The organism is Nonomuraea fuscirosea (assembly GCF_003001935.1).
GTDB classification, from domain to species: Bacteria; Actinomycetota; Actinomycetes; order Streptosporangiales; family Streptosporangiaceae; genus Nonomuraea; species Nonomuraea fuscirosea.
The window spans coordinates 39160-64660 of sequence record NZ_PVNG01000028.1 but is presented as its reverse complement, the minus strand read 5'-3'; the positions used below and the strand labels follow the sequence as shown (position 1 = coordinate 64660).

The following is a 25501-nucleotide window of genomic DNA, read 5'->3' as shown; positions in this document are numbered from 1 at the left end:
ATCCTCTCCCCGCTAAAGGAGGGAGAGTCCCACGGTCGCCCATGGGTCTTCCTGCTTCACCGCCGGTCGCCCGCCCGAGAGGGGTCTCGTTGAGGTCTTACACCGGCTCCACAGGCGTTTCAGTTCTCCGCCAGCCCGGCGGCGAGCACGTTCTGGGCCGCGTTCACATCCCGGTCATGGAGCGCGCCGCAGGCACACTGCCACATCCGGACGTTCAGCGGCATCTTCTCTTGCACGCAGCCGCACACGGAGCACAGTTCGCTGGAGGGGAACCAGCGGTCCACCGCCACCAGCGTGCGCCCGTACCAGCGCGCTTTGTACTCCAGCATCGACCGCAACTGCCGCCAGCCCGCGTCGGAGACGGCGCGGGCCAGCGAGTGATCGCGAACCATGCTGCGGACGGTCAGGTCTTCCACGGCGATCACTTGGTTCTCGCGAACAAGCCGTGTGGTGACCTTGTGCAGATGATCTCTTCTCCGGTCGGCGATCCGGGCGTACGCCTTCGCTACCTTCAGGCGGGCCTCGGCCCGGTTGTTCGAGCCTTTCTCCTTGCGGGACAGCGCCCGCTGGGCTTTGGCCAGCTTGCGCCGGTCGCGGCGCTCGTGCCGGGGGTTGACGATCTTCTCGCCGGTGGACAGGGCGGCCAGCGCGGTGATGCCCGCGTCCACGCCCACCGCCTGCTGCACTGGAGCGAGCAGGGCGATCGTCTCCTCCACCAGGATCGACACGAACCAGCGCCCCGCAGCGTCCTTCGACACCGTCACCGTGGACGGCTGCGCGCCTTCCGGCAGCGAACGCGACCACACGATCGCCAGCGGGGCGTCCATCTTTGCCAGCGTCAACTCCCCATCCCGCCAGTGGAAGGCAGAGCGGGTGTATTCCGCCGACGCCCGCGACTTCTTACGGGACTTGAAGACCGGGTACTTCGCCCGCTTGGCGAAGAAGTTCGCAAACCCAGCCTGCAGATGGCGCAACGCCTGCTGCAAGGGCACACACGACACCTCGCGCAGGAAGCCGAACTCGCCGCTGTGCTTCCACGCCGTGAGCATCGCCGACGACTCCGCATAGGAGACCCGCTTGCCCTCCAGAGCGTAGGCGCGGGTGCGCTCTTCGAGGGCTTTGTTGTAGACGAAGCGGACGCAGCCGAACGTCCGGGCAAGCTGCGAGGTCTGCTCGGGGGTGGGGTGGAAGCGGTACTTGTAGGCCCGCTTCACGATCTGCGCCATGCCTGGCATCCTATCGAACGATCAAGGAAAATTCGCTTTTGTGTTCGATATGCCGGTTCGGCTGTCGGCGAATCGCCTGTTCCTGCCCTGCTCCGCAGGAGTCCGATTCCTCCCCCGCCTCAAGGCGGGGGTTTCTTCGGAGGCTTCTGATGAGCCGAATGCGGCGTCCGACGATGACAGACGTGGCACGCGAGGTCGGAGTCACCGCCAAGACCGTCTCCCGGGTGCTCAACGACGAGGGCCCGGTCGCCGTCGAGACGCGTGAGCGCGTCCTGGCGGCGGTCATGCGGCTCGGCTACCAGCCCAACCTGATGGCCCGCAACACCCGGGTGGGCGCGCGCGACGCCGCGATCGGCCTGGTCATCCCCGAGATGGGCAACCCGTTCTTCGGCACGGTCGCGGGCGGCGTCGAGAGCGCCGTACGGGCGCGCGGGCTCACGCTCATCGTCGGCTCCTCCGACGAGACGGCCGGGCTGGAGCAGTCGCTGATCGCCACGTTCCTGGCCCGCCGGGTGAGCGCCCTCATGGTCGTCCCCGCCGCCGGCGGCGACCATCGCCACCTGCGCTCGGAACGGGTGGCCGGGCTGCCGATCGTCTTCCTCGACCGGCCGGCCGCCGGCCTGACCGCGGACTGCGTGGTCAGCGCCAACCGGGAGGGCTCCAGGGCCGGCGTCGCCCATCTGATCGGGTACGGCCACCGCAGGATCGGCTTCGTCGGCGACGTGCCCGCCACCCTCTACACCCGGCGCGAACGCCTCCAGGGTTACCGCGACGCCCTGGAGGCGGCCGGCCTGCCGTTCGACCGGTCGCTCGTGGACACCGGGCACGACATGGAGGCCGCCGCCCGCGCCACCCTCCGGCTGCTGGCCCTGGCCGACCCGCCGACCGCGCTGTTCGCCGGGAACAACTTCGCCTCCATGGGGGCGGTGCTGGCGCTGGCGCGGGCCGGGCGCAAGGACGTCGCGCTCGTCGGCTTCGACGACCTGCCGCTGGCCGAGGTCCTGGACCCGCCGCTGACGGTGGTCGCCCAGGACCCGGCGGCGGTGGGGGCCGCGGCGGCGGACCTGGTGCTGTCCCGGCTGGACGGCGACCGCTCCCGCGCCCGCCGCGTGGTCGTCCCCACCCGCCTGCTCACCCGCGGCTCCGGCGAGCTTCCGCCCCCCGGGGCCGCTCCGCCCGCCGTGGGGGTGAGCGCGGGACCGGGATGAGACGCCTGTCGTGGGGGATTCAGCGGGGGATTCAAGAGGGTCGGTTGGCTGAGGCGGTCAGGTGCAGGTGTAGGTGGCCGGGAGCCGGGTGTCGCCGGTCGGGCGGGTGGCCTGGAGGCCGAAGGTGGTGCTCTGGCCTGGGGTGAGGGCGCCGTTGTGCGTGGTGTTCCCGGCCGTGACGGTCTGGCCGGAGGTGGTCAGGACGGCGTTCCACGAGCCGGTGACCGTGTGGCCCGCGGGCAGCGTGAACGTCACCGTCCATCCCGTCGTCGCGGTGGTGCCCGTGTTGGTGACCGTGACCGGCTGGACGACGTAGCCCGTGCCCCACTGGGACTGGACGGACGCCGTCGCCGTGCAGCCGCCCGAGGGACCGCCGCCGCCGGTGGTGGTGACCGTGACCGTGGCGGAGACCGGTGACACGTTGCCGGCCGCGTCGCGGGCGCGGACCTGGTAGCGGTAGGCGGTGCCGGCGCTCAGCCCCGTGTCGGTGTGCGTGGTGGCCGCCGAGGTGCCCACCTGGGTGAAGGCCCCGCCGGAGGTGCCGGGGGCGCGCAGCACGTCGTAGCCGGTCACGCCCACGTCGTCGGTGGCGGCGGTCCAGGTCAGGGTGGCCGTGGTGGCGGTCGTGCCGGTGACGGCCAGGCCGCCGGGCGCGGTGGGCGCGGCGGTGTCGGTGCCGCCGGCGGCCGGCGGGACGCGGATGATCCGGTCGTCCTGGGCGACCGGGGTGCCGCGGCCGTCGCGGTTGCTGGTCGCCACCCAGAGCCAGCCGTCGGGCCCGGCCGCGACCGCGCGCAGCCGGCCGTACTGAGAGGTGAACTCGGCCTGTGGCGTGCCCGGCGTGCCGGCGCCGGTCAGCGGCACCGTCCACAGGCGCTGCCCGCGCAGGGCCGCCGCGAACAGCGTGTCGTTCGCGTACGCGAGCCCGCTCGGCGAGGACTGCGCGGTCGGCCAGGTGACGATCGGGCGGCGGAAGTTCGTGTTGCCGCAGTCGCCCTCGCAGGAAGGCCAGCCGTAGTTGCCGCCCGCGACGATCTGGTTGATCTCGTCCCAGGTGTTCTGGCCGAACTCGGTGGCGTACATCCGGCCCTGCGCGTCCCAGGCCAGGCCCTGTACGTTGCGGTGGCCGTAGCTCCAGACGCGGGAGCCGGGGAACGGGTTGTCCGAGGGGACACCGCCGGTGGGCGTCATGCGCAGGATCTTCCCGGCCGGGCTGGCCAGGTTCTGGGCGTTGGCGGTGTTACCGGCGTCGCCGGTGCCCGCGTACAGCATGCCGTCGGGGCCGAACGCGATGCGGCCGCCGTCGTGGATCGTCGCGCTCGGCACCCCGGAGAAGAGCACCGTCTGCGTCTGCGGGGCGCTCAGCTGGAACCTGATCAGCCGGTTGTCGCCGCTGGTGCTGGTGAAGTACGCGTACACCCAGCCGTCCTGCGCGTAGCCGGGGGAGACCGCGAGGCCGAGCAGCCCGCTCTCGCCCGACGCGCTGACCCCGCTGATCGTGGCGACGGCGGCGGGCGCCTGGCCGGGACGCACGCGCATGACGCGCCCGGTGTTCCGTTCGGAGACCAGCGCGCTGCCGTCGGGCAGGAACGCCATCGCCCACGGCACCTGGAGACCCGTGACGGAGACCTCCGCCCTGGAGAAGTCGAAGCCGCCCAGGGCGTGGGCGGCCGGGACGTGGATGCCCAGCGCGAGCAGCATCACGATCAGGGCCGGGACGACTCTCGCGCGCATGACGGACTCCTTGACCGGGCCACCGGGCGGATGTCAGCACCGTACGCGCATCGGTCACCGCATCACAATCCGCCCGGCCGCCCGGCTCCGGAGACATCGGGCGATCTGCGGTGATCGTCGGCGGCGACCACCGGCCCGCTGAAACTTTCACCACCGAGACCGTCGAAGGTCACGGCCCGAACCCGTCGAGGTCATGCCGCGGGCCGTTGAGATCACCCGCCCAGGTGGTGACGTGCACCGGTCGGGCGGTCGCAGGTCCCGGTCGGACGGGGTGGTCCCGGGCCGGCTGGTCCCGGGCCGGGTGGTCCCGGATCGCGTGGTCCCGGACCAGGCCGGACGTGTCGGGGGCGCCGGTGGCGTCAGGAGTCGCGGAGGCCGGCGAACAGGTCTTCCTCGTGGGCGGGTGCGTCGACCTTGCTCAGCACCCGCTCGAACGCCTCGTGCGCGAACGCCTGCATGCGCACGTCCTCCGCCATGCGCAGCAGGAAGATGTTGTCGCCCTGGCTCTCGTGCGCCTGCAGCGCCTTCAGCTTGCGCTCGACGTAGGGGGCGACGTCGACGACGCTCGTCACGCGCTCGTCGGGGGTGCCGAAGTCGCCGGAGGGATCGAAGTCGCCGACGTCGACGCCGCTCTCCTTCATCAGCTCGAACATGCGCATGATCGACGACCTGGGGATGGCGGTGTAGTAGAACTTGTCGGGGATGCCGCTGCGCTCGACGGCGGCCACCGTGACGCGATGGGTCTGCACGTGGTCGGGGTGACCGTAGCCGCCCCCGCCGGTCTCGTCGTAGGTGACCACGACCTGGGGCCGGTAGTGCTCCATCAGCGCGGCCAGCCGGGCCGCGGCGCTCTCCACCGGGACGTTGGCGAAGGCGTCGGGATGGCCGTTGGCCTCCCAGCCCTCCATGCCCGAGTCGCGGTAGCCGAGCAGCTCCAGGTGCTCGACGGCCAGGTGGCCCACGGACTCGCGCAGCTCCTCCAGCCGCTTCGCGGCCACCGCCGCGTCGTCGTGACCGGGCTCGCCCGGCTTGACGCCGTTCCGGTCGTCGCCCTGCTCACCGTTGGTGCAGGTGACCAGCACGGTGCGCACGCCCTCTTCGGCGTAGCGGGCCAGGATGCCGCCCGTGGTCAGGCATTCGTCGTCGGGGTGGGCGTGCACGACCATCAGGGTGAGTTGCCGGTTCATGTCCGGAAACACTACTCGCCGGGTCCGACAAGCGAGCGCCCCGCCGGTGGGATCGCTATCCGGGGGAGCCGGCGATCCGGCCCCCGCCCGCCGCGAGCTCCCGTGCCCGCGTGCGCGCCACGGCCGCCGCCGCGCCGTCGCCGATCGCGTCGGCCAGCGAGGCCTGCTTGAGCCAGTTGTACGGGCTGCACGGCCGCACGCTGATCCGCTCGCTCACCAGCACCCTGGCCACGTCGCGCCGCCCCGCCCGCAGGGCCGCCTCCAGCAGCGTGCGCTGCACGGCGTCGCGCTGCGCGTGGCTGCCGCCGAACTCGCCGACCCGGTGCCTGATCGGATGCAGCAGCTCCACCACCGCCTCGTAGTCGCCCCGCCCGAACGCCACGATCGCCCGGCACACCGGCAGCCCGACCCGCAGCGTCATGGCGTGGTTGGTGACGCCGGGACGCGGCCGCGCCACGTACGCCTCCCGCCCCGTGATCAGCCGCTCGGCCTCCGTGATCCGCCCCGCCCCCACGTACGACATCACCGCGTGCATGTCGTTGAAGGCGTAGAACGGCTCGCCCATCCGCGGCGGCCACGCCTCGGCCAGGACCCGCCAGCGTTCCGGCTGCTCTGAGCCCTCCAGGTGCAGCCGCCACAGCAGCGCGGCGGCGTCGAGCAGCTCCATGCAGGACTGCCCGTCGGCGAGCACCGCGTCGTAGATCGCCAGCACCCGCCGCTCGTCGCCACTCTCCAGCGCGTACAGGCAGTAGTGCCACCAGCTGTGCACGTTGAAGAACGTCCCGGTGGACCAGTCGCCCATCCGGGCGTCGAGGTAGCGCAGGCCCTCGCCGAAGCGCCCCTGCATCTCGTAGGTGTGCACCACCGCGTGGATGCCCCACACGTCGCGCGGGTCGAGCTCCACCGCCCGCAGGCCGACCTCCTCGGACCGGTCGTAGTGGCCCGCCTCCTCCAGACCGAAGGCGTACATGCCGAGCAGGTGACCGAAGTGACGATCGTCCTCGTGCCAGGCGTTCAGCGCGCCGCCGATCCGGTCGCGCAGCATGCGGGCGTCGCCGGTGAAGAAGTCGATCTGGTGGCCGGCGGCCAGCGCCAGCGCGTCGCGCGGATGCTCGGCCGCGATGCCGGCCAGCAGCTCGCCGCAGGTCAGGTAGTCGCCGCCGAACAGCACCCGCACGGCCGCCACGTGCGCGCGCTCACGCGGCAGCAGCGAGGTGGCGTCGATCCTGCGCAGGAACGCCTCGAACCGGACCCGGGCCGTGCGCGCGTCCTCGACCTCGGTGGTCAGCAGCCCGAGGTAGGCCGCCAGCACGTTGCCCATCGGGAAGTCGGGAGACTCGGCCAGCGCGGCCCCCGACTCGGCGTCCACCTCGGCCCGGAACCGCAGCAACTCGTCGATCGCCCGGTCGTAGTGCCGCACCGCCGCGGCGCCCGCACCCGTCATGGCCAGGCCGTGCTGATCGCAGCTCACCGCCCCACTGTAACCGGGCCGCCGTGACCAGCGGGAAGACCTGCGGAAACAGGTGTGCCACGCCTAGACGCCCCGTTCCAGGGCACTCGGGACCGGCAACGAATGAGCGTTCTCTTGGGAGGAAGCGTGAACACAGCGGAACAGGCGGGTCGCGAGGCGAAGGCCGCCACGCGGCGCGCGACCTCCAGCCGGCCCATGGCCGTGCTGACCCGGGTGGGCCTGGCCTGCCGCGGCGTGCTGTACGCGTTGATCGGCGTGGTGGCCCTGCAGATCGCCACCGGCGACGGCTCGCAGCAGGCCGACAAGGCGGGTGCGATCACCACGCTGGCCGGGCTGCCGTTCGGGGCCGTCATCCTGTGGGTGATGACGGCCGGATTCGTCGCGCTGGCGCTCTGGCAGGCGTCGGAGGCGCTGTTCGGCTCCGGCAAGGCACTCGAGAAGGGTGAGGCGGTCGCCCGGGTCGTGGTGTACGGGCTGCTCGTCTTCACCCTGATCAGCGTGCTGACCACGCACAAGGCGAAGTCCGACGACCAGAAGTCGCAGGACCTGACGGCCAAGCTGCTGGAGCTGCCCGGCGGGCAGATCATCGTGGGCGCGGTCGGGCTCGGCCTGATCGCGCTGGGCGTCTACTGGATCCACCGGGGCGTGACGAAGGGCTTCAAGGAGGAGCTGGAGCTCGGCCGCATGTCGCCGCGTGCCAGGACGATCATGGAACGGCTCGGCGTCGGCGGCTACGTGGCCAGGGGCGTGATCGCCGGGCTGGCCGGCGTCCTCGTCGTCCAGGCGGCGCTCACGTACGACCCGGACAAGGCGGGCGGCATCGACGCGACGCTGCGCGAGTTCGCCGAGACGCCGGTCGGGCCGTGGCTGCTGGTCGTGGTGGCGCTCGGGCTGCTGCTGTTCGCCGGCTACTGCTTCGGCGAGTCCCGCTGGCGCCGCACCTGATCAGCGACCGCTCAGGCCGAGTGCCGGGCCACCACCGCGCGGCCCATGGCCGGGTCGTCGCAGAAGGCGCCGTCGATCCCCAGCTCGACCAGCCGCGACAGCCACCCCATGACGTCCCCGGTGGCCCGCGGATAGGCCGGGCTGGCCGGATCGCCGAGCCGGTGGTCGGCGGGAAGCTGGGAGTTCTCGTTACGCACCGTCCAGACGTGCACGTCGAGCCGCGCGCGGTGCGCGTCCGCGACCAGTGTCGTGGGCTCCAGCGTCCGGCCGGCCGCGTCCACGGGGACGACCCGCCGCGTGTCCACGCCGATCCCGTCGGCGTAGCGGGCCACCTCACGCAGCCCCTCGGGCGTGACCATGTCGTCGTAGGTCCGCGTGCCGCCGGCGGCCACCCAGTCGTAGGGCGCCCCGCCGGCGCTGATGAGCTGGATCAGCGGCAGCCGCGTCCGGCCGCTCAGCTCACGCAGGTTGGCGGTCTCGAACGACTGGATGTACGCCTTCCGCACCCGGTGCCGGCCCAGCACGTCGAGCAGCGGCTCCTCCAGCGACAGGCCGATGGAGTCGAAGTAGGTCGGATGCTTGGTCTCGGGGTAGACGCCGACGCCGTGCGCGACGGCCAGCCGCACGACCTCCTCGAACGTCGGGATCTGCGCCAGCCCGTCGAACGCCGTGTTGTCCGGCCGCAGGTCGGGCACGCGCTCCTTGGCCCGCAGCGTCTTCAGCTCGGCCAGCGTGAAGTCCTCGGTGAACCAGCCGGTGACCGGCCGCCCGTCCACGGTCTTGGTGGTGCGCAGTCCGGCGAACTCGGGCCTGGCGGCCACGTCGGTCGTGCCGGAGATCTCGTTCTCGTGCCGGGCCACCAGCACGTGGTCCTTGGTGGAGACGAGGTCGGGCTCGATGTAGTCGGCGCCCATCGCGATGGCCGCCTCGTACGACAGGAGCGTGTGCTCGGGCCGGTGGGCGCTGGCGCCCCGGTGGCCGATCACGAGCGGGGCGTGGCCGCGGCGCTCGGCCGTGGCGGGAGAGGTCTGGGTCAGCACGACCGCGACGCTACCGCCGGCCAGGACCCCGGCCAGCACGCTCGCGAGCAACCTGCGCATCGTCATGACGCGCACGGTAGCCCCGCCAGGTGGACGGCGGGTCACGGCCGGGGTAACGGACGCGGTCGCCCGCGGCGAGGGCGTCACGTCCGGCCGGGGGAGCGGACGCCGTCGCCCGCGGCGGGGCCGTCACCTCCGCCGGCCGGGGGAGCGGCCCCGGAGGGCCGCTCGGGTTGGTCGATCGGGTTGGTCGATCGGGCGGGTCAGAGGTCGGTGGCGATGATGTGCTCGATGTTGCGTTCGGCCAGCGCCGTGATCGTGACGAACGGGTTGACGGTGGTGTTGCCGGGGATCAGCGCCCCGTCGATGACGTACAGCCCCGGGTACGCCGTCAGCCGCCCGTAGTTGTCGGTCGCCCGGTTCAGCACCGCGCCGCCGAGCGGATGGTAGGTCAGGTGGTCGCCCCAGATCTTGTAGACGCCGAACAGGTCGGTCCGGTAGATCGTCCCCTCCTTGGCGTTGATCCGGTCGAAGATCGTCTTGGCCATGTCGATCGACGGCTGTTTCCACGCCGTCTGCCAGTTCAGCTCCACCTTGTTCGCGCTCGCGTTCCAGGAGAACTGCGCGCGATGCGGGTTGTTGGTGATGGACAGATAGAACGAGGCCCACGTCTCGATGCCGGTCGGCAGCGGCGCCACCTCGGCGAACGCGCCCCCCGCGGCCCAGTTGTCGATGCCGCAGCACGGGATGGCCGACTGGAGCGAGCCCGTCGGGTCCCATAAGTGGTTGGCCCGGCCGCACATGACGTTGCCGTTGTCGCCCCAGCCCTTGCTGACCTCCCCGCTGAGGTTGGGCAGCACACCGGTGGCCTTGAGCTTGACCAGCAGCTTGCTGGTGCCGACGCTGCCGGCGGCGAAGAACACCCGGTCGGCGGTGACGGTCTTGGTGGCGATCGTGTTCCCGGAGGTGTCGAGCTGCTCCATGGTCACCGTGTACCGGCCGCCCGACGCCGGCGCGACCGAGGTGACCCGGTGCAGCGGCGAGACGGTGACCCGGCCCGTGGCCTTGGCCTGGGCGAGGTAGGTCTTCTGCAGCGACTTCTTGCCGTGGTTGTTGCCGTAGAGGATCTCGCCGGCCAGGGCGGACTTCGGGACGGTGCCGGCCTCCTCCGCCTTCATGTAGTCCCAGTCGTACACGTCGGGCACGAACACGAACGGGAAGTTCGAGCGCTGGGCGTGCTTACGGCCGACGCGGCCGTACTGGTAGTAGGCCGTGCTGTCGAACCAGGCCGGGTCGATGGTGCCGACGCCGAGGCCGGCGTTGGCGCGCGGGTAGTAGACGTCGTACATCTCGTTCGCGTTCACCGACGGCAGCACGGAGGCGAAGTTCGCCCGTTTCGGGGTGACCGCCATGCCGCCGTTCACCAGCGAGCCGCCGCCGACGCCGCGGCCCTGGTAGACGGTGATGCCGCCGAACTCCTCCGCGTCCAGGACCCCGGTGTGGCGGGGGATGTCACGGTCGATGGGGAAGCCGAGGAAGTAGTTGAGCGGGGCCTTGGTCCTCGTGCGCAGCCAGTAGGAGCGGTAGTCGGGCTCGCGCGTGTTGCAGAAGATCTTGCCGTCGGTGCCGGGGGTGTCCCAGGCCATGCCCATCTCGATCATGTGGACGTCCACGCCCGCCTGGGCCAGGCGCAGGGCGGCGACGGCGCCGCCGTACCCGGTGCCGATGACCAGGGCGGGGACCTGCGCGCCCGAGGCGATGGCGCGGGCGGCGGGGGCGTGCACCCCGAGGGCGGCGGCGCCCAGCAGGGTGCCGGTCCCGGCGATGAAACCGCGGCGGGAGAGCTCGTTCTGACTCATCTGGCCGGCCTCACTCTCGGCTCGGGTACGGGCGAAGCGCCGCTGGGCAACTGGCACACGGTGTCCAGGCCCAGGACGTGGTTGAGCCGGCCGAACGCCAGCCACGAGCCGATGCTCATGCTCAGCTCCACGATCTCCAGCTGGCTGTAGTGCGCGGTCATCCGGTCCCAGAACTCCTCGTCGAGGTTGTGGGGGTCCAGGGTGTACCGCTCGGCGTACTCGGCGGCCAGCCGGGTGCGCTCGTCGAAGTCGCCGGTCGTGCGCCAGTGCGTCACGGCGTCGGCGAAGCTCTCCTCGACCTTGACGCCGTCGCGTTCCGTCCGCCAGTCCAGGCAGAACGCGCAGCCGTTGATCTGCGCGACGCGCAGCCTGGCCGCCTCGAACTCGCGCAGGCCGAGGGTCGTGTGGGTGTAGACCGACAGGGAGAAGCGCGAGGCGGCCGGGCCGATCCCGGGCACCATCTCGCCCCACACGTACGCGATGGCGTCCTTGCCCTCCGGTATGTCGATCTTCATGACCGTCTCCTTCCGAGCTTGCCGGTGGCGGGACGCAGGGGCACGTCGAGTGCGTCGTACAGTCCTGGCGGGGCCTGGTCCAGCCAGTCGATGGCGCCGACCAGCCGGCCGACGGCGGTCGCGTTGCCGCCCGCCGAGCGGTTGCCGTCCTCGTCCGCGGCCTCGACGGTGACCTCGATGCGCGGCCGGCCCTCGATGATCACCCGGTGCGCGCCCACGCCGTCCGGCGGGAGCGGCCAGTCGGGCGCGCAGGACGGGTGGATGCGGGTGACGTGCTCGATCACGATCAGCGCCTCCCCGTCCACGACGCCCTGCACCTCGAACCGCACCGCGCCCTGGGTGCCCGCCTCGAACGCGCCCATCGAGGCGGTGGTCACGGTGGCGTCGAGCTCGCGGCGATGAACGCTCTCGCGGATCTCGTCCAGCTCGACGTCCAGGGCTCTGGCCATGAGCCGGATCTGGCCGCCCCACACCATGGACGGCACGGTCGGCGCGATCATCGGCGGTTCGTAGTCCATCGGCTGGCCCATGCCGACCAGGTAGCGGACCGCGTCGGGCTGGTCGTAGGTGGAGTAGTCGAAGATCTCCTGGCAGCGTACGGCGTCCACGGTGGTCGCCAGCCCGCTGACCAGCAGCGGCAGCACGTCGTTGCCCCAGCCGGGGTCGACGCCGGAGACGAACAGCGAGCCGCCGCCCTCCTTGACGGCGGCCAGCACGGGCTCGCGCATGTCGGGCGGGGCGCTGCGGTGGTCGTAGAGGGCGTACAGGGAGGGCGTCACGACCACGGCGCCGGCGCGCACGGCCGTGACGATGTCGGCCAGGGCCTCGGCCGGGCGGATGTCGCCCGAGGCGGCGTACACGACGGCCCTGGGGCCGGTCGCCAGCACCGCCTCGGGATCGCCGGTGGCCGAAACGCCGAGGTGGCGGCCGAGGCCGGCCAGGTCGCCGGCGTCGCGGCCGAGCTTGGCCGGGTCGTGGACGAGGACGGCGGTCAGTTCGAGCGCCGGATGGGCTTCGACGGCGCGGATGGCGGCGCGGCCGATGTTGCCGGTACCCCAGACGATCGTGGACACCATGGGCGGAGCGTAGCAAGCGCTTGGTTTGTTGCCTAGAGGTTTCCCTGCCTTCACTACGGCCCTGACGCGTAGTCACTTTCTCACTTTTCGTGGCGGATCCAGGCCGCGTCCGGCAAGCTGCTGTTCACCGAGGCGGCAAGGTGGGCGAGCCGGACAGGTGAGGGCCATGACGATGGGTGGGCGGCACAGCGGGAATCTGCCGCCGGAGACGACCAGCCTGGTGGGCCGCCGCGGAGAGCTGGCCCGCATCCGCCGGTTATGCCGCGAGTTCCGCATGGTGACGCTGACCGGGGTGGGCGGGGTTGGCAAGAGCCGGCTCGCGCTGCGCGCCGCCGCCCTCATGCGGCCCGGGTTCGCCGACGGGGCCTGGCTCGTGCCGCTCTCGGCGCTGGACCAGGGGGCGCTGGTGCCGTACTCGATCGCCGAGTCGCTGCCCCTGGCCGACCAGACCACCCGGCCGATGCTGGAGGTGCTGACCGAATACCTCGGCGACCGGCACCTGCTGCTCGTGCTGGACACCTGCGAGCACCTCATCGAGGACTGCGCCAGGACGGCCCGCGAACTGCTCGTCGCCGCCCCCCGGCTGTCGATCCTGGCCACCAGCCGCCGCCCGCTGGGCGTGCCGGACGAGCAGGTGCTCATCATCGACCCGCTGCCCGTCCCCGACGACGACGGCGAAGGCCCGCAGGAGGCGGTCCGGCTGCTCACCGAGCGCGCCGCGGCCACCGTGCCCGGCTTCGCCGTCGGCGACGGCGACCGGACCGAGCTGGCCCGCCTGTGCCGGCGGCTCGAAGGGCTGCCCCTGGCGATCGAGCTGGCCGCGGCCCGGCTGCGCGAGCTGGCCCCGGCCGAGCTGGCCGCGCGGCTGGACGACCGGTTCGAGCTGCTCGGCGACACCGAGGACGAGGTGCTCGACGCCGACCCGCCCTGGCATCAGGCGCTGCGCACCGCGATCGGCTGGAGTCACCAGCTGTGCACCCCCGAGGAGCGGCTGCTGTGGGCGCGGACCTCGGTGTTCGCGGGCAGCTTCGACGACCAGGCCGCCATGGACGTCTGCGCCGACGAGCTGCTGCCCGCCGCCGACATCGTCGGCCTGCTGGCCGGGCTGGCCGACAAGTCGATCCTCATCTGGGCGCCGACCGGCGGCGGCGAACGCTACCGGATGCTGGACACCATCCGCGAGTACGGCGCCATCTGGCTGCGCGCCCTCGGCGAGCAGGACGAGCTGCGCCGCCGCCACCGCGACTTCTATCTCGACCTGGCCCGCCGCGGCGACGCCTCCTGGCTGGGGCCCGAGCAGATCGACTGGAACGACCGCACCACCGTCGAGCACGACAACCTGCGCACCGCCCTCGACCACAGTCTCAGCACCCCGGACGACCACAGCGCGCTCGAGTTCGCCGCCGCGCTCTGGTTCTTCTGGTACCCCTGCGGCTTCCTGCGCGAGGGCCAGCACTACCTGGAACGTGCCCTGCGCCTCGACACCGAGCCCAGCGCGGTGCGCAACCGCGCCCTGTGGGTGTGCAGCCTGACCCTCGTCGTGCAGGGCGACGCCACCGCCGGCATGGCCTGGGCCGCCGAGTGCGCGGGCGCGGCCGAGCGGCTCGGCGACACCGAGGCGGCGCTGGCCGCGCAGGCCATGGTCATGGCGGCGGCCACGATCAGAGGAGACCTGGCGCTCGCGCTGGCCCTGGCCGACAGCCTGCTGGCCGTGCACCGGCCCGAGCACGGGCTGAGCCTGCCCAGCCTCCTGGCCCGCCTCGGCCAGTGCCACGTGCACACCGCCGAGGGCCGCGTCGAGGAGGCGGTCAAGGTGCTGGAGGAGATGTGCGCCGAGTGCGACAAGCGCGGCGAACGGTGGATGCGCGCCTACGCCGACCTCTTCCGCGCCCAGGCCGAGCTCACGCTGGGCCGCTTCGAGGAAGCGCAGACGCACGCGCGGGCGGCGCTGGAGGTCAAGTATCGGCTGCACGACAGCGTCGGCATCGCGCTCGCCCTCGACGTGCTGGCCTGCGCCGCCGCCGCGTCGGGGCAGGGCGCGTCCGCCGCCCGCCGGCTGGGGCTGGCCCAGCACGTGTGGGACACCATCGGGCGGGCGCAGCTCGGCATCCACGAGTGGGTCAGCGCCCGCGAGAAGTGCGAACGGCAGGCGCGGGCGGCGATCGGCGACCAGGAATACCGCGACGCGTTCCTGACCGGCTACGGGACCGGGCTGGAGTCCGGGATCTTCAGCGCCCTCGACCCCGGCCCGCTCGACCCGTCCTCCTCGCCCCCGTCCCGCCCGGCCCAGGAGCACTGACCGCGGTCCTCAGGGGGCCGACCGGTGCCGGCGGCCGTCCGGCCGTCCGGCCGTCTGCCTGACCGTCAGCCCGCCGTCCGTCAGCCCGCCGTCCGTCAGTCTGCTGTCCGCGCGGTCCTCGCCGCGTCGGCGCGGGCCGCCGCCTCGAAGAGCAGCGGCTCGTCGCCCCGACGGCAGACGAACTGCAGGCCGACCGGCAGGCCGTCCACCGTCCCCGCAGGGACGGTCAGCGCCGGGAAGCCGAGCACGTTCCAGGGGCTGGTCAGCGCGAGCAGCGCCGGCCGCACCGCGACGGAGCGCCCGTCCACCTCCATCTCGCGCGCGCCGACGGGCGGCGCGACGATCGGCACGGCCGGCAGCGCGAGCACGTCGTGCCGCTCGAACAGCGCCCCCACCGTGCCGGCCAGCCGCCGCCTGGCCTCCAACGCGCGGACGTAGCGCCAGCCGGGCAGCTCGGCGGCGGCGCGCAGGCGTTCGAGCACCTCGGCGTCGAACAGCTCGGGCGCCCGCTCCAGCCGCTCGGCGTGCACGGCGGCGGTCTCGCAGCTCTGGATGGCCAGGTACGTCTCCCTGAGCTCCGCCGCGACCTCCTCGGACAGCCGCACCTCGGCGGAGGCCCCCGACGCGGCTCGTACGGTCCGCGTCACCCGGGGATCGCCGTCGAAGACGGCACCGGGATCGAGCCACGCCACCCGCACGGGCTCCGTTCCCTCCCTGCCCGGCCCGCCGCCGTCCCCGGCCAGGTGGCGGTAGGCGATCAGGCAGTCGTCGGGGGTGCCCGCGAGCACGCCCACGTGGTCGAGCGTCGTCGAGAGCGGGAACACGCCGTCCGCCGGGATCGCGTCGTACGCCGGCTTGAACCCGGCGATCCCGCACACGGCCGCCGGGATGCGGACGGAGCCGCCCGTGTCCGTGCCGAGCGCCAGCGGCACCATGCCCGCCGCGACGGCCGCCCCGCTGCCGCCGCTGGAGCCGCCCGACATGCGTTCCGGGTCCCACGGGTTGCGCGAGGGGCCGGTGGCGGAGCGGTCGCCGGTCGGCCCGTACGCGAACTCGTGCGTGGTGGTCTTGCCCACGACGACCGCGCCCGCCTCCCGCAGCGCCGTCACGCAGGCCGCGTCGGCGTCCGGGACGTATCCGGCGAAGTGCCGCGAACCCATGGTCGCCGGCACCCCCGCCACCATGATCATGTCCTTCACCGCGACCGGCAGCCCGTGCAGCGGCCCCCGGTCGGCGCCCCCTGACAGCTCCTCGTCGGCCCGGCGCGCGGCCTCGAGCGCCCCGCCGGCGTCCACGGTGACGAACGCGTTCAGCGCCGGATCGAGCACGGCGACGGCGCCGAGCGCCTGCTCGACCAGATCGACGGAGGTGGTCTTCCGGTCGCGCAGCTCCCGGGCGAGGTCGGTGACGGTACGGCCGGTGAAGGGTCCCTGGGGAATCGGCATGGACCCTTTTCTACACATCACCCCGGTCCCCGCACCAACGGCTCCCCTCTGGACCGCCGGTCCGCACCACATCACTCCGGCCCTCGCACCGACGGATCCGATCCGGACCGCCGGTCCGCATCTCACCCGGACCGGGCACCGACGGAGACGGGCAGGGTGGCCGGTCCGCACATCACTCCGGCCCCCGCGCCGACGGAGACGGGGCGGGGGCCGGGGGAGCGCTAGCATCGGCGGATGCCCGAGGTGCCCTCCCTCCTCCGCCGTGCGCTGCGCTGGTCGCGCCGGATCGCCGCCGTCCTGATCAGCTTCTGCGCGGTCGTCGGCGCCGTGCGCCTGATCGCCCCCGCCACGCCGGGCGGCCCCGCGGGCGAGCCGCCGGGGGTGCGGCGGCAGCTCGCGTTCCTGCGCGGCGCCCTGGACGCCGGCGCCGCCGGGGACGCGCAGGCGCTGTTCCCCGAGGGCTACTTCTTCCTGCACGTCCTGTACGGCCTGACCTGGGTCGAGCTGGGCCTGCGCGTCCCGGGCGAGACCAGGGCCGAGGCGCTGCGGGAGGCGCGGTGGGCGCTGGAACGCCTGGACACCCCGCCGGGCCGCGCCCCGTTCAGCGCCGACCTCGTCCCCGAGTACGGCGTCTTCTACCGGGGCTGGTGCAACTGGCTGCGCGGCGGCGTGCTGAGCCTCCAGCCGGCCGGGCGGCGGGACGCGGGGGAGTCGCGCCGCTTCGCCGCGGACTCGGCCGCGCTGGCCGAGGCGTTCGACGCCTCCCCGTCGCCGTACCTGGAGGCCTACCCCGGCCAGGCCTGGCCGGTGGACTCCACCGTGGCGATGGCCTCGCTGCGCCTGCACGACACCCTGGAGCCGCCCCGCCACGCCGCGACCGTCGCGCGCTGGCTGGAGCTGGTGCGGGAGCGGCTGGACCCGAGCACCGGGCTGCTGCCGCACCGCGCCGCGCCCGGCACCGGCGAGCCGGAGGAGGTGGCCAGGGGCAGCTCGCAGAGCATGATCCAGCGCTTCCTGCCCGACATCGACCCCGGCTTCGCCGCCGGGCAGTACCTGCGCTTCCGCGACCGCTACGTCGTCACCCCGCTCGGCCTCGGCCCGGCCGTGCGGGAGTACCCCTCGGGCATGGACGGCCCCGGCGACGTCGACTCCGGGCCGCTGCCGCTGGGCGTGAGCCTGTCGGCCACGGCGGTCACCCTGGGCGCCGCCCAGGTCCACGGCGACGCCGCCCTGGCCGGGGCGCTGGCCCGCTATGGCGAGCTGGCCGGCCTGCCCGTCGGCACCCCGTGGACCAAGCGGTACGCCTTCGGGCTGATGCCGATCGGCGACGCGTTCCTCGCCTGGTCGAAGACCGCCCGGCCGTGGACGGCCACGGGACCCCTGGAGCCGCCGCCGGCGAGCGTCCCGTGGTGGTGGCGGCTGCCCCTGCTGGCGCTGCTCGCCGTGCTCGGCGCCGCGCCCTGGCTCCCGGCGTTGCGACGCCGGGCCAGGGCGGCCCGCTGAGACCCGGCGCTCAGCGCCGGCGACGCTGTTCCCCGGTCAGACGCTGTTCCCCGGTCAGACGCTGTTCCCCGGCCAGCGGACGGGGACGCGCTCGGCCGGGTCAGACGGCGAGGGCGGGCTTGGCCGGGCGGCGGGTGCCCGGCCTGCTCAGGCGGTGGGCCAGCCGGTCCAGCGCCATGTTGATGACGATGAAGATGGCCGCGATGAGGATCGCCGCCGGGATCACGTTCGAGAAGTTCGCCGCGATCCCGTTCAGGCCGCGGTCCACCAGCTCGTCGTAACCCACGATCAGCCCGAGCGCCGAGTCCTTCAGCAGCACCACGAACTGGCTGATCAGCGCCGGCAGCATCGTCTTGAGCGCCTGCGGCAGCAGGACCAGGCGCATCACCTGCCCCTTGCGCATGCCGACCGCGTACGCCGCCTCCCGCTGCCCTCTCGGCAGGCTGAGCACGCCGGCGCGGACGATCTCGGCGATCACCGAGCCGTTGTAGAGGGTCAGCCCGAACACCACCGCCGCGAAGGCCGAGACGTTCACGCCGATGAGCGCGTACGAGCCGAAGAAGGCGAAGAAGATCAGCAGCAGCAGCGGCACGGACCGGAAGAACTCCACCACCACGGCCGCCGGCACCCGCACCCACGCGTGCTCCGACAGCCGGGCGGTGGCGAAGACGAGCCCGAAGATCCCGGCCAGCACCACCCCGGCGACGGCCGCCGCCAGCGTCCCGGCCAGACCGGGCAGGATGAACGTGGCCCACACGTCCGCCCGCAGCAGCGGCGCCCACTTCGCCGCCGCCCACTGCTCCTTCTCCTCGAAGCGCACGTAGACGACGTACGCCAGGGCCAGCAGCACGAGCGCGACGACACCCGTCAGCACCCGGTTGCGCCGCACGCCGCGCGGTCCCGCGACCTCGTACAGGTTCGCGTAGGTCATCGGGTCACCGCCATCCGCTTCGACAGCCAGCCGAACGCCAGCCCCATGGGCAGGCAGAGCAGCACGAAACCGGCGGCGAAGCCGAGGAAGATCTCGATGACCTGGTCCCCGTACGTCTCGACCAGCTCCCGCATCCGCACCGACGCCTCCGCGACCCCCACCACCAGCGCGATCGTGGTGTTCTTGGTCAGCGCGATGAGGATGCTGCCCAGCGGCGCCACCACCGCGCGGAACGCCTGCGGCAGCGTGATCAGCGCCAGCGTCCTGACGAAGCCCAGCCCCAGCGAGCGGGCCGCCTCCGCCTGCCCGACGGGCACCGTGTTCAGCCCCGAGCGCAGCGCCTCGCAGACGAACGCCGAAGTGTAGGCGGTCAGCCCGATGACGGCGAGCCAGAAGTTGTTGGTCGCGATGTCGTCGGACAGCTCAAGCCCGAGGTTCGCCCCGAGCCCCAGGCCGGTGAACAGCAGCACCAGCGTCAGGGGCGTGTTGCGGGCCACGGTCACGTACGCGGTCGCGGCGGCGCGCAGGGAGCCCAGCGGGGCCACCCGCATGGCGGTCAGCAGCGTGCCCAGCACCAGAGAGCCGAGCGCGCTGACCGCCGTCAGCCGGACCGTCATCCAGAAGGCGGCCAGAACGGTGCCGCCCTCGGTCAGCAACGCGTCCATGGGCCTCAGTACCGTTCGAGCTGCGGGGCCTGGGAGACGGTGAAGCCGGAGGAGCCCACGCTGGCCTGCAGCGCCTTGGTCCAGCTGCCGTCGGCGAACATCTTCTCCAGGGCGTCGTTGACCGCCTTGCGGCCGTTCGTGTCGTCCTTCTTCATCCCGATGCCGTACTTCTCGGTGCTGAACGGCTCGCCGACCACCTTGAGCTTGCCCGCGTGCTGCGCGGCGTAGCCGGCCAGGATGACGTTGTCGGTGGTGAGGGCGTCGAGCTGGCCGCCGAGCACGCGGTCCACGCAGGCCGAGTAGGTCCGCTCCTCCTGCAGCTGCACCTCCTTGGCGTACTCGGTCTTGACCTTCTGCGCCGGGGTCGAGCCGGCGACCGAGCACAGCTTCTTGCCGTTCAGCGCCTCGGGGCCGGTCAGCGCGGCGTCGTCGGCCCGTACCAGCAGGGCCTGGCCGGCCACGAAGTACGGCCCCGCGAACGACACCTTCTGCTTCCTCGCGTCGGTGATCGAGTACGTGGCCACCACCATGTCCACCTGGCCCTGCTCGATGAACGCCTCCCGGTTGGCCGTCACGGTCTCCTTGAAGGTGATCCCGGACGGCTCGACCCCGAGCTGCTTGGCCACGTACGTGGCGACCTCGACGTCGAACCCGGTGAAGCTCCCGTCGGGCGTGCGCAGGCCGAGCCCCGGCTGGTCGGCCTTCACGCCGATGACCAGCTTCTTCTCGGTCTTGGCCTTGTCCACGATCGAGGCGTAGGCGTCCTGGCCGCCTCCACACCCGGTGGCGGTCACGGCGACCACGGCGAACACGGCGTAAAGGGATCTGCCGAACATGACACTCCTTAGTGGGTGAGGATCTTGGCGAGGAAGGACTGGGCGCGGTCGCTGCTCGGCGCGCCGAAGAAGGCGCTGGGGGCGCCCTGCTCGACGATCTCGCCCTCGGCCATGAAGACGACCCGGTCGGCCGCCCGGCGGGCGAAGCCCATCTCGTGGGTGACGACGACCATCGTCATGCCCTCGCGGGCCAGCGTGGTCATGACGTCGAGCACCTCGTTGACCATCTCGGGGTCCAGCGCCGAGGTGGGCTCGTCGAACAGGATCGCCTTCGGGTCCATCGCGAGGGCCCTGGCGATGGCCACCCGCTGCTGCTGCCCGCCCGAGAGCTGGGCGGGCAGCTTGTCCGCCTGGGCGCCGATGCCGACCCGGTCGAGCAGCTCACGGGCCTTGCGCACGGCCTGCTCCCTCGGCCGTTTCAGCACGTGGACCTGCCCGAGGACGACGTTGTCCAGGACGGTCTTGTGCGCGAAGAGATTGAAGGACTGGAACACCATGCCGACCTCGGCGCGCAGCCTGGCCAGCTCCCTGCCCTCCGACGGCAGCGGAGTGCCGTCGAGGGTGATCGTGCCGGAGTCGATGGTCTCCAGCCGGTTGATCGCCCGGCAGAGGGTGGACTTGCCCGCCCCGGACGGGCCGATGATCACGACGACCTCGCCCTGCCGGACCGTCAGGTTCACGTCCCGGAGCACGTGATGGTCGCCGAATCTCTTGTTGACCTGGTCCAGGACGATCAGGTCCGACTGGGACATGCGCCACGCTCCTCGTCTCGGTCAGCGTTGGCGTAACCGTAGGAGCCGCATGTTCCGCGGAAAGGCTTGTGATCGTTTAGGTTGCTTGTGCTCGTTTAGCTCAGCAGTTGGCGGGCCTGGACGGGCCGGCGGTGTTACCGTGAACGCCGATGGTGGCCATGAAGCCGCGGTCCCACTGCCCGTCGCGCAGCCAGCGGCAGATCAGGCCGTTGAGGTAGTCGCGGAAGGCCGTGTCCTGTTTGCGCACGCCCATCCCGTACGGCTCGCGCCCGAACGGCTTGCGTACCAGGCGCAGCGTGTCGGGATGCTGGGCCAGCAGGCCGAGCAGGATGGTGTCGTCGGTGCTGAGCGCGTCCACCCGCCCGGAGATGAGGGCGGGGATGCAGATGCTGTAGGCGTCGACGATCTCCAGCTTGGCGGTCGGCACCTGCTCGCGCAGCCGGTCCACCGAGGTGGAGCCCTTGGCCGTGCAGACCGTCTTGCCGCCCAGGTCGGTCACCTGGTTGATGGTGGAGTCACCCATCCTGACCAGCAGGTCCTGCCCCGCGTAGTAGTACGGGTCGGTGAAGGAGACCAGCTCGGCGCGGGCCGGGGTGATCGAGTAGGTGGCGATGACGAGGTCCACCACGCCCTGGGTGATGAAGTTCTCGCGCTCGCGGGAGACGGTCTCGACGAAGCGGATGTTGCGCTCGCTGCCGGTGAGGTCCTTGGCCAGCAGCCGCGCGATCTCCGCGTCGAAGCCGGTGATCCGGCCGCTGGCCGGGTCCTTGTAGCCGAACATCGGCTGGTCGAACTTGGTGCCCACGGTCAGCACGCCGCGCTGCTTGATCCGCGCCATCGTGGACTCCGCGGCGAACGCGTCCGCCTCGCCGCAGCCCGTCGCGAGCACGCAGAGCAGCACCGCCGCCAGCACCACCCGCAACCCGCGCCGCGCCGTCCCGCTCATCGGGCCGTTCCGCGGGCTGCTCATCGGGCTGATCATCGGACGCGGTACCGGTGCTGCGGGCGCCCGGTCTCCCCGTACTTCGGGCGGCCCTCGACCAGCCCGCGATCGGCCAGGTGCTCCAGGTAGCGGCGGGCGGTGGCCCGGCTGACGCCGACCATCCCGGCCAGCTCGTGCGCCGAGGCGTCCTCCTCGACCTCGGCCAGCGCGTCCAGGATCTTCTGCTCGGTGGCCGGCGAGATGCTCTTCGGCCGGGTGCCCTGGTCGAGGTGGAGCGAGCGGAAGAGGCGGTCGATCTCCTGCTGCTCGGCGAACCGGCCGCCGCCGTCGAGCTGCTCGGCGGTGGCCGCGTACCGCAGCAGGGTCTGCTCCAGCGTGCCGGCCCTGGTCGGCTTGACCAGGTAGTAGAGGGCGCCGCGCTGAATGGCCGCCCGTACGGTCGCCGACTCCTTGCGGCTGGAGACGACGATGATGTCGGCGGGGGGCTGTTCCGGCCGGCGCAGCCGGTGCGCCACCTCTAAGCCGGGCATATCCGGAAGGTGCAGATCGAGCAGGATCAGCCGGGGCGCGAAGCGGCCGGCGGCGGCCAGCGCCGCGTGGCCGGTGTGGGCGATGCCCACCACCCTGAAGCCCAGCACCCGGTTCACCTGCGCGTGCAGCGCCGCCGTGACGACCGGATCATCGTCCACGATGAGTACGGTGATGTCCCTGGGCTCAGGCATCGCCACGCTCCTCGTCCAAGCAGTAGATTCTTGCAGCTTAGGCGTGTTTTATTACAAAAGATCGACTTTTGCTCGTTCTGCTCATCCGGATCCGGCGTGCCCGCCGGTTACCTCCTACTCTGTACCCGAACGGCTGGGGGGAGGGACGGACGCCCGTGCGGTGGTTGTTCGCGGTGACGGCCCTGTGGACGCTCCTGGGCCTGCTGCCACTGGCGGCGCTGACGTCGTCCAGCATCTCGCTGTCCGAAGGCGCCGTGCGCGACGAGGTCAGCAACCGGGTCAGGACCACGGCATCCGTCAGCAGGGTCGTGGTGGACCAGCAGATGAGCTCGCTCAAACAGCTCGTCACCGCCTTCGCGCAGCGCCCCGAGGTACGCGACTCCGTCGGCGACGCCACGCCGACGACCCTGCGCGACTGGCTGGGCCAGCTGGAACGGATGCGCGACGGTGTCAGCGGGCTCATGCTGATCTCCCCCGAGGGCGGCATGCTCGGCGCCGAACCCCCGAGCGCGCTGCCCCAGGACATCACCAGCACCGACTGGTACCGCGCCGTGCGCGACGGCCGCCAGGCCCACGTCTCCCAGGCGTACACGCCCACGATGGGCGACGTGTCCAGGGCGGTCGCCGTGGCCGCGCCCATCATGAGCGCCGACGGCGTGCGCATGTTCGGCATGCTCGCCCTCGTCTACAGCCTGGACGCGATCAAGGCCTTCGCCGAGGAGGCCGCCAACGCGCAGGACATCCGGCTGCTCATCACCGACAAGGCCGGCGTGCTCGTCGCCGACCCCGGCAGGCAGGTGTACGCGCTCACCTCCCTGCGCGAGGACTTCCGGGTGGACGCCGCGCTGGCCGGGCAGGCGTGGAGCGGCATGTACCGCGGCATCGACGGCCTGGTCATGTCGGCCTCCGAGCCCATCCCGAGCATCGGCTGGACGGTCACCGCCGAGGTCTCCGCCGCCGAGGCCCTGGCTTCGGCCGACAAGCTGCGGACCAACGTGCTCACCGTCGCCGCCCTGCTCGCCCTGCTCATCCTCATCGGCCTCGGCCTGCAGATCCACTCCACCCGCGGCCGCCGCCGGGCCCAGGCCACCCTCGCCAGGTACGCCGCCGAACTGGCCTCCGCCAGGGACGACGCGCTCAGCGCCTCCAACGCCAAGTCCGAGTTCGTGGCCAAGATCAGCCACGAGATCCGCACCCCGATCAACGGCGTGCTCGGCATGAACTCCCTGCTCATGGGCACCCGCCTGGACGAGGAGCAGCGTTACTACGCCACCACCGCCCAGGAGTCGGCGCACAACGTGCTGCGCCTGCTCGACGACTTCCTCGACCTGTCCAGGATCGAGGCCGGCCACCTCCAGGTCGACGCCGTGGCCTTCGACCTGCCCCGCCTGTGCGACGAGGTCGTGGCGCCGTTCGCGCCGCACGCGTACGAGCAGGGGCTCTGGCTCACGCTCCGGCTCGACGAGAACGTCCCGAGCCAGGTGTCCGGCGACCCCGCCCGGCTGCGCCAGGTGCTGACCAACCTCGTCGGCAACGCGCTCAAGTTCACCTTCCAGGGCGGCGTGGACCTGCGGGTCACCCTCGACGAGGGCGAGCCGGGCCAGGAACGGGTGACGCTCAGGTTCGCCGTGGCCGACACCGGGATCGGGGTCGGCCCCAACGACCGGGAGCGGGTGTTCGGCGTCTTCCGCCAGGTGGACTCGCCGATCACGCGCAGGACCGGCGGCAGCGGCCTGGGCCTGGCCATCAGCCGGCAGCTCGTCGAGCTCATGGGCGGCAGCATCGGGCTGGACAGCGTGGAGGGCGTGGGCAGCCGCTTCTGGGCCACGCTGCCGCTCGACGTCGTGACGTGGGCGGAGCCGGGGGCGCACACCCTGGAGGGACGGCGCGCGCTCGTCGCCGACTCGCGGCCCGAGGACCGTACGCTGGCCGCGCGCTACCTGGCCCAGGCCGGGGCCGAGGTCGAGGAGACCAGGGACCAGGAGCAGGCCCTGGCCCGGCTGCGGTCGGCCGCGGCGGCGGGGGAGCCGTACGAGCTGGCGGTCGTCGCCCTCGACCTGGGCACGACGCAGGACGCCGCACCGGGCGGCCCGATGAGCACGTCATCGGAGCTTTCGCCGGGGGTGGATCCGGGCTCGCCGCGGTCACTCGCCCACGCCATCCTCACCGACCCGCTGCTCCAGGCCACCAGCGTCATCGTGGTCGTCACCCCCGGCCGCTCCGGCTTCGCCTGGCCGGCTCCGGCCGGCGAGCGGGCCGTGCAGTCGATCACCCGGCCGCTCAGCCGCCGCCGCCTGGTCGCCGCCGTGGAGAACGCCCTGGGCACCGCCGAGTCCCCCGGCGACCATCCGGCGGGCCAGAACGGCAGCCCGGCCGCCGCCGCCAGGATCCTCGTGGCCGAGGACGACGAGGTGAGCCGCCAGGTGGCGATGCTCGTCCTCGGTCAGGCCGGGCACGAGGTCGAGGTGGTCGACGACGGCGCGCAGGCCGTGCGTGCCGTGCTCGACGGCGGCTACGAACTGGTCTTCATGGACTGCCAGCTGCCCGTGCTCGACGGCCTGGCCGCCACCGCCGAGATCAGGGGCCGCGAGGAGGTGCACACGCCGATCATCGCGATGACCGCCGCCGCCATGCCCGACGACCGGATCAGGTGCCTCGAAGCCGGCATGGACGACCACCTGGCCAAGCCCGTGGACTGGCCGCGCGTGCTGGCCCGCATCCCGGAGTGGACGGCCTCGGCCGGGCTGCCGCCCGAGCTGGCCGGGCTGTCCCAGGAGGCGCTGGCGGACGTGGCGCGGGCCTATCTGGCCACCGCGACGCGGACGTTCGACGAGCTCAGGCAGGCCGTACGCGACGGCGACCGGGCGGCCGCCACGGCGCTCGCGCACCGGCTCAGAGGCGCCTGCGCCACGGTCGGCGCGGTCAGGGAGGCGGAGCTGTGCCGGCGCGTCGAGGACCTGTCCGCGTCGGGGGCCGCCGTGGACGAGGACCTGCTGGAGGAGCTCGGCGGCCTGCTCAGCGACATCCCCGAATGGATGAGCGCGGCCCACTCCTGAGGCGGGAACCGCCCGCCCCATCACGGGGACGCGCCTGGTTTTACGGTTTTCCGCCATCGAGGTCGGCGGGCCGCCCCCATGGTCCCCG

Annotated in this window: 19 protein-coding genes and 1 pseudogene; 5 read left to right on the top strand and 15 right to left on the bottom strand. The window is 72.5% G+C overall.

The annotated features are described in order from the left end of the window. Positions 1–12 precede the first annotated feature (12 nt). Positions 13–1226, bottom strand: a pseudogene (locus tag B0I32_RS47240) (RNA-guided endonuclease InsQ/TnpB family protein). A gap of 173 nt (positions 1227–1399) precedes the next feature. On the opposite strand from B0I32_RS47240, the gene B0I32_RS47235 reads away from it, so the two are divergent. After that, the gene (locus B0I32_RS47235; protein WP_219912369.1) at positions 1400–2434 is read left to right on the top strand and encodes a LacI family DNA-binding transcriptional regulator; all 1035 of its coding nucleotides are present in this window, start codon (positions 1400–1402) and stop codon (positions 2432–2434) included. A 57-nt stretch (positions 2435–2491) separates the two neighbouring features. Here B0I32_RS47235 and B0I32_RS47230 read toward each other — a convergent pair whose 3' ends face one another. From B0I32_RS47230 to B0I32_RS47220, 3 genes are all read right to left on the bottom strand, one after another. Further along, on the bottom strand, positions 2492–4168 hold the full coding sequence (locus B0I32_RS47230; protein ID WP_106250935.1) for a PQQ-dependent sugar dehydrogenase: 1677 nt from the start codon (positions 4166–4168) through the stop codon (positions 2492–2494). A 359-nt stretch (positions 4169–4527) separates the two neighbouring features. Beyond that, positions 4528–5355 carry a PIG-L family deacetylase gene (locus tag B0I32_RS47225; RefSeq protein WP_106250934.1) on the bottom strand — a complete coding sequence of 276 codons (828 nt, stop codon included), beginning with the start codon at positions 5353–5355 and terminating at the stop codon, positions 4528–4530. Positions 5356–5410: 55 nt separating this feature from the next. Next, positions 5411–6826, bottom strand: coding sequence for a tetratricopeptide repeat protein (locus B0I32_RS47220; RefSeq protein WP_106250932.1), 1416 nt, complete (start codon positions 6824–6826; stop codon positions 5411–5413). A 126-nt stretch (positions 6827–6952) separates the two neighbouring features. Here B0I32_RS47220 and B0I32_RS47215 point away from each other — a divergent pair, with 126 nt between their 5' ends. After that, positions 6953–7771 (top strand): DUF1206 domain-containing protein, encoded by an 819-nt coding sequence (locus B0I32_RS47215; protein ID WP_245956583.1) that lies wholly within the window; start codon positions 6953–6955, stop codon positions 7769–7771. 11 nt (positions 7772–7782) lie between these two features. Here B0I32_RS47215 and B0I32_RS47210 read toward each other — a convergent pair whose 3' ends face one another. The 4 genes from B0I32_RS47210 to B0I32_RS47195 all read right to left on the bottom strand — a co-directional run bounded on the left by B0I32_RS47210 (position 7783) and on the right by B0I32_RS47195 (position 12261). Next, entirely contained in the window at positions 7783–8877 is a 1095-nt protein-coding gene (locus B0I32_RS47210) for a glycerophosphodiester phosphodiesterase (protein WP_245956581.1), read from the bottom strand. Positions 8878–9074: 197 nt separating this feature from the next. Continuing rightward, complete coding sequence (locus tag B0I32_RS47205) at positions 9075–10670, bottom strand: GMC oxidoreductase (RefSeq protein ID WP_181308558.1); 1596 nt, start codon at positions 10668–10670, stop codon at positions 9075–9077. After that, positions 10667–11185, bottom strand: a complete 519-nt coding sequence (locus tag B0I32_RS47200; RefSeq protein ID WP_106250930.1) for a carboxymuconolactone decarboxylase family protein — start codon at positions 11183–11185, stop codon at positions 10667–10669. The genes B0I32_RS47205 and B0I32_RS47200 overlap by 4 nt, the downstream gene beginning before the upstream one ends. Continuing rightward, entirely contained in the window at positions 11182–12261 is a 1080-nt protein-coding gene (locus tag B0I32_RS47195) for an NAD(P)H-dependent amine dehydrogenase family protein (protein WP_106250929.1), read from the bottom strand. The genes B0I32_RS47200 and B0I32_RS47195 overlap by 4 nt, the downstream gene beginning before the upstream one ends. 166 nt (positions 12262–12427) lie before the next feature. On the opposite strand from B0I32_RS47195, the gene B0I32_RS47190 reads away from it, so the two are divergent. Further along, entirely contained in the window at positions 12428–14560 is a 2133-nt protein-coding gene (locus B0I32_RS47190; protein ID WP_106250927.1) for an ATP-binding protein, read from the top strand. Between the two features lie 95 nt (positions 14561–14655). Here B0I32_RS47190 and B0I32_RS47185 read toward each other — a convergent pair whose 3' ends face one another. Further along, positions 14656–16005 carry an amidase gene (locus B0I32_RS47185; protein ID WP_106250926.1) on the bottom strand — a complete coding sequence of 450 codons (1350 nt, stop codon included), beginning with the start codon at positions 16003–16005 and terminating at the stop codon, positions 14656–14658. Between the two features lie 234 nt (positions 16006–16239). Between B0I32_RS47185 and B0I32_RS47180 the strand changes: the two genes are divergently transcribed. Next, complete coding sequence (locus B0I32_RS47180; protein ID WP_106250924.1) at positions 16240–17508, top strand: hypothetical protein; 1269 nt, start codon at positions 16240–16242, stop codon at positions 17506–17508. A 100-nt stretch (positions 17509–17608) separates the two neighbouring features. On the opposite strand, the gene B0I32_RS47175 is transcribed toward B0I32_RS47180, so the two are convergent. The 6 genes from B0I32_RS47175 to B0I32_RS47150 form a co-directional block, all read right to left on the bottom strand. Then, positions 17609–18439, bottom strand: coding sequence for an amino acid ABC transporter permease (locus tag B0I32_RS47175; RefSeq protein WP_106250922.1), 831 nt, complete (start codon positions 18437–18439; stop codon positions 17609–17611). Continuing rightward, on the bottom strand, positions 18436–19104 hold the full coding sequence (locus B0I32_RS47170) for an amino acid ABC transporter permease (RefSeq protein WP_106250920.1): 669 nt from the start codon (positions 19102–19104) through the stop codon (positions 18436–18438). Before B0I32_RS47170 ends, B0I32_RS47175 begins: the two co-directional genes overlap by 4 nt. A 5-nt stretch (positions 19105–19109) precedes the next feature. After that, complete coding sequence (locus tag B0I32_RS47165; protein ID WP_106250919.1) at positions 19110–19940, bottom strand: glutamate ABC transporter substrate-binding protein; 831 nt, start codon at positions 19938–19940, stop codon at positions 19110–19112. A gap of 8 nt (positions 19941–19948) precedes the next feature. Further along, a complete protein-coding gene (locus B0I32_RS47160; protein ID WP_106250917.1) occupies positions 19949–20692 on the bottom strand; it encodes an amino acid ABC transporter ATP-binding protein in 744 nt (247 codons plus the stop codon). Between the two features lie 100 nt (positions 20693–20792). After that, positions 20793–21662: a glutamate ABC transporter substrate-binding protein gene (locus tag B0I32_RS47155; RefSeq protein ID WP_245956575.1), complete on the bottom strand. Its 870-nt coding sequence runs from the start codon at positions 21660–21662 to the stop codon at positions 20793–20795. A gap of 8 nt (positions 21663–21670) precedes the next feature. After that, entirely contained in the window at positions 21671–22357 is a 687-nt protein-coding gene (locus B0I32_RS47150; RefSeq protein ID WP_106250915.1) for a response regulator, read from the bottom strand. A 155-nt stretch (positions 22358–22512) separates the two neighbouring features. Between B0I32_RS47150 and B0I32_RS47145 the strand changes: the two genes are divergently transcribed. After that, positions 22513–25413 carry a hybrid sensor histidine kinase/response regulator gene (locus B0I32_RS47145; protein WP_106250913.1) on the top strand — a complete coding sequence of 967 codons (2901 nt, stop codon included), beginning with the start codon at positions 22513–22515 and terminating at the stop codon, positions 25411–25413. The last annotated feature ends 88 nt before the right edge of the window (positions 25414–25501 follow it).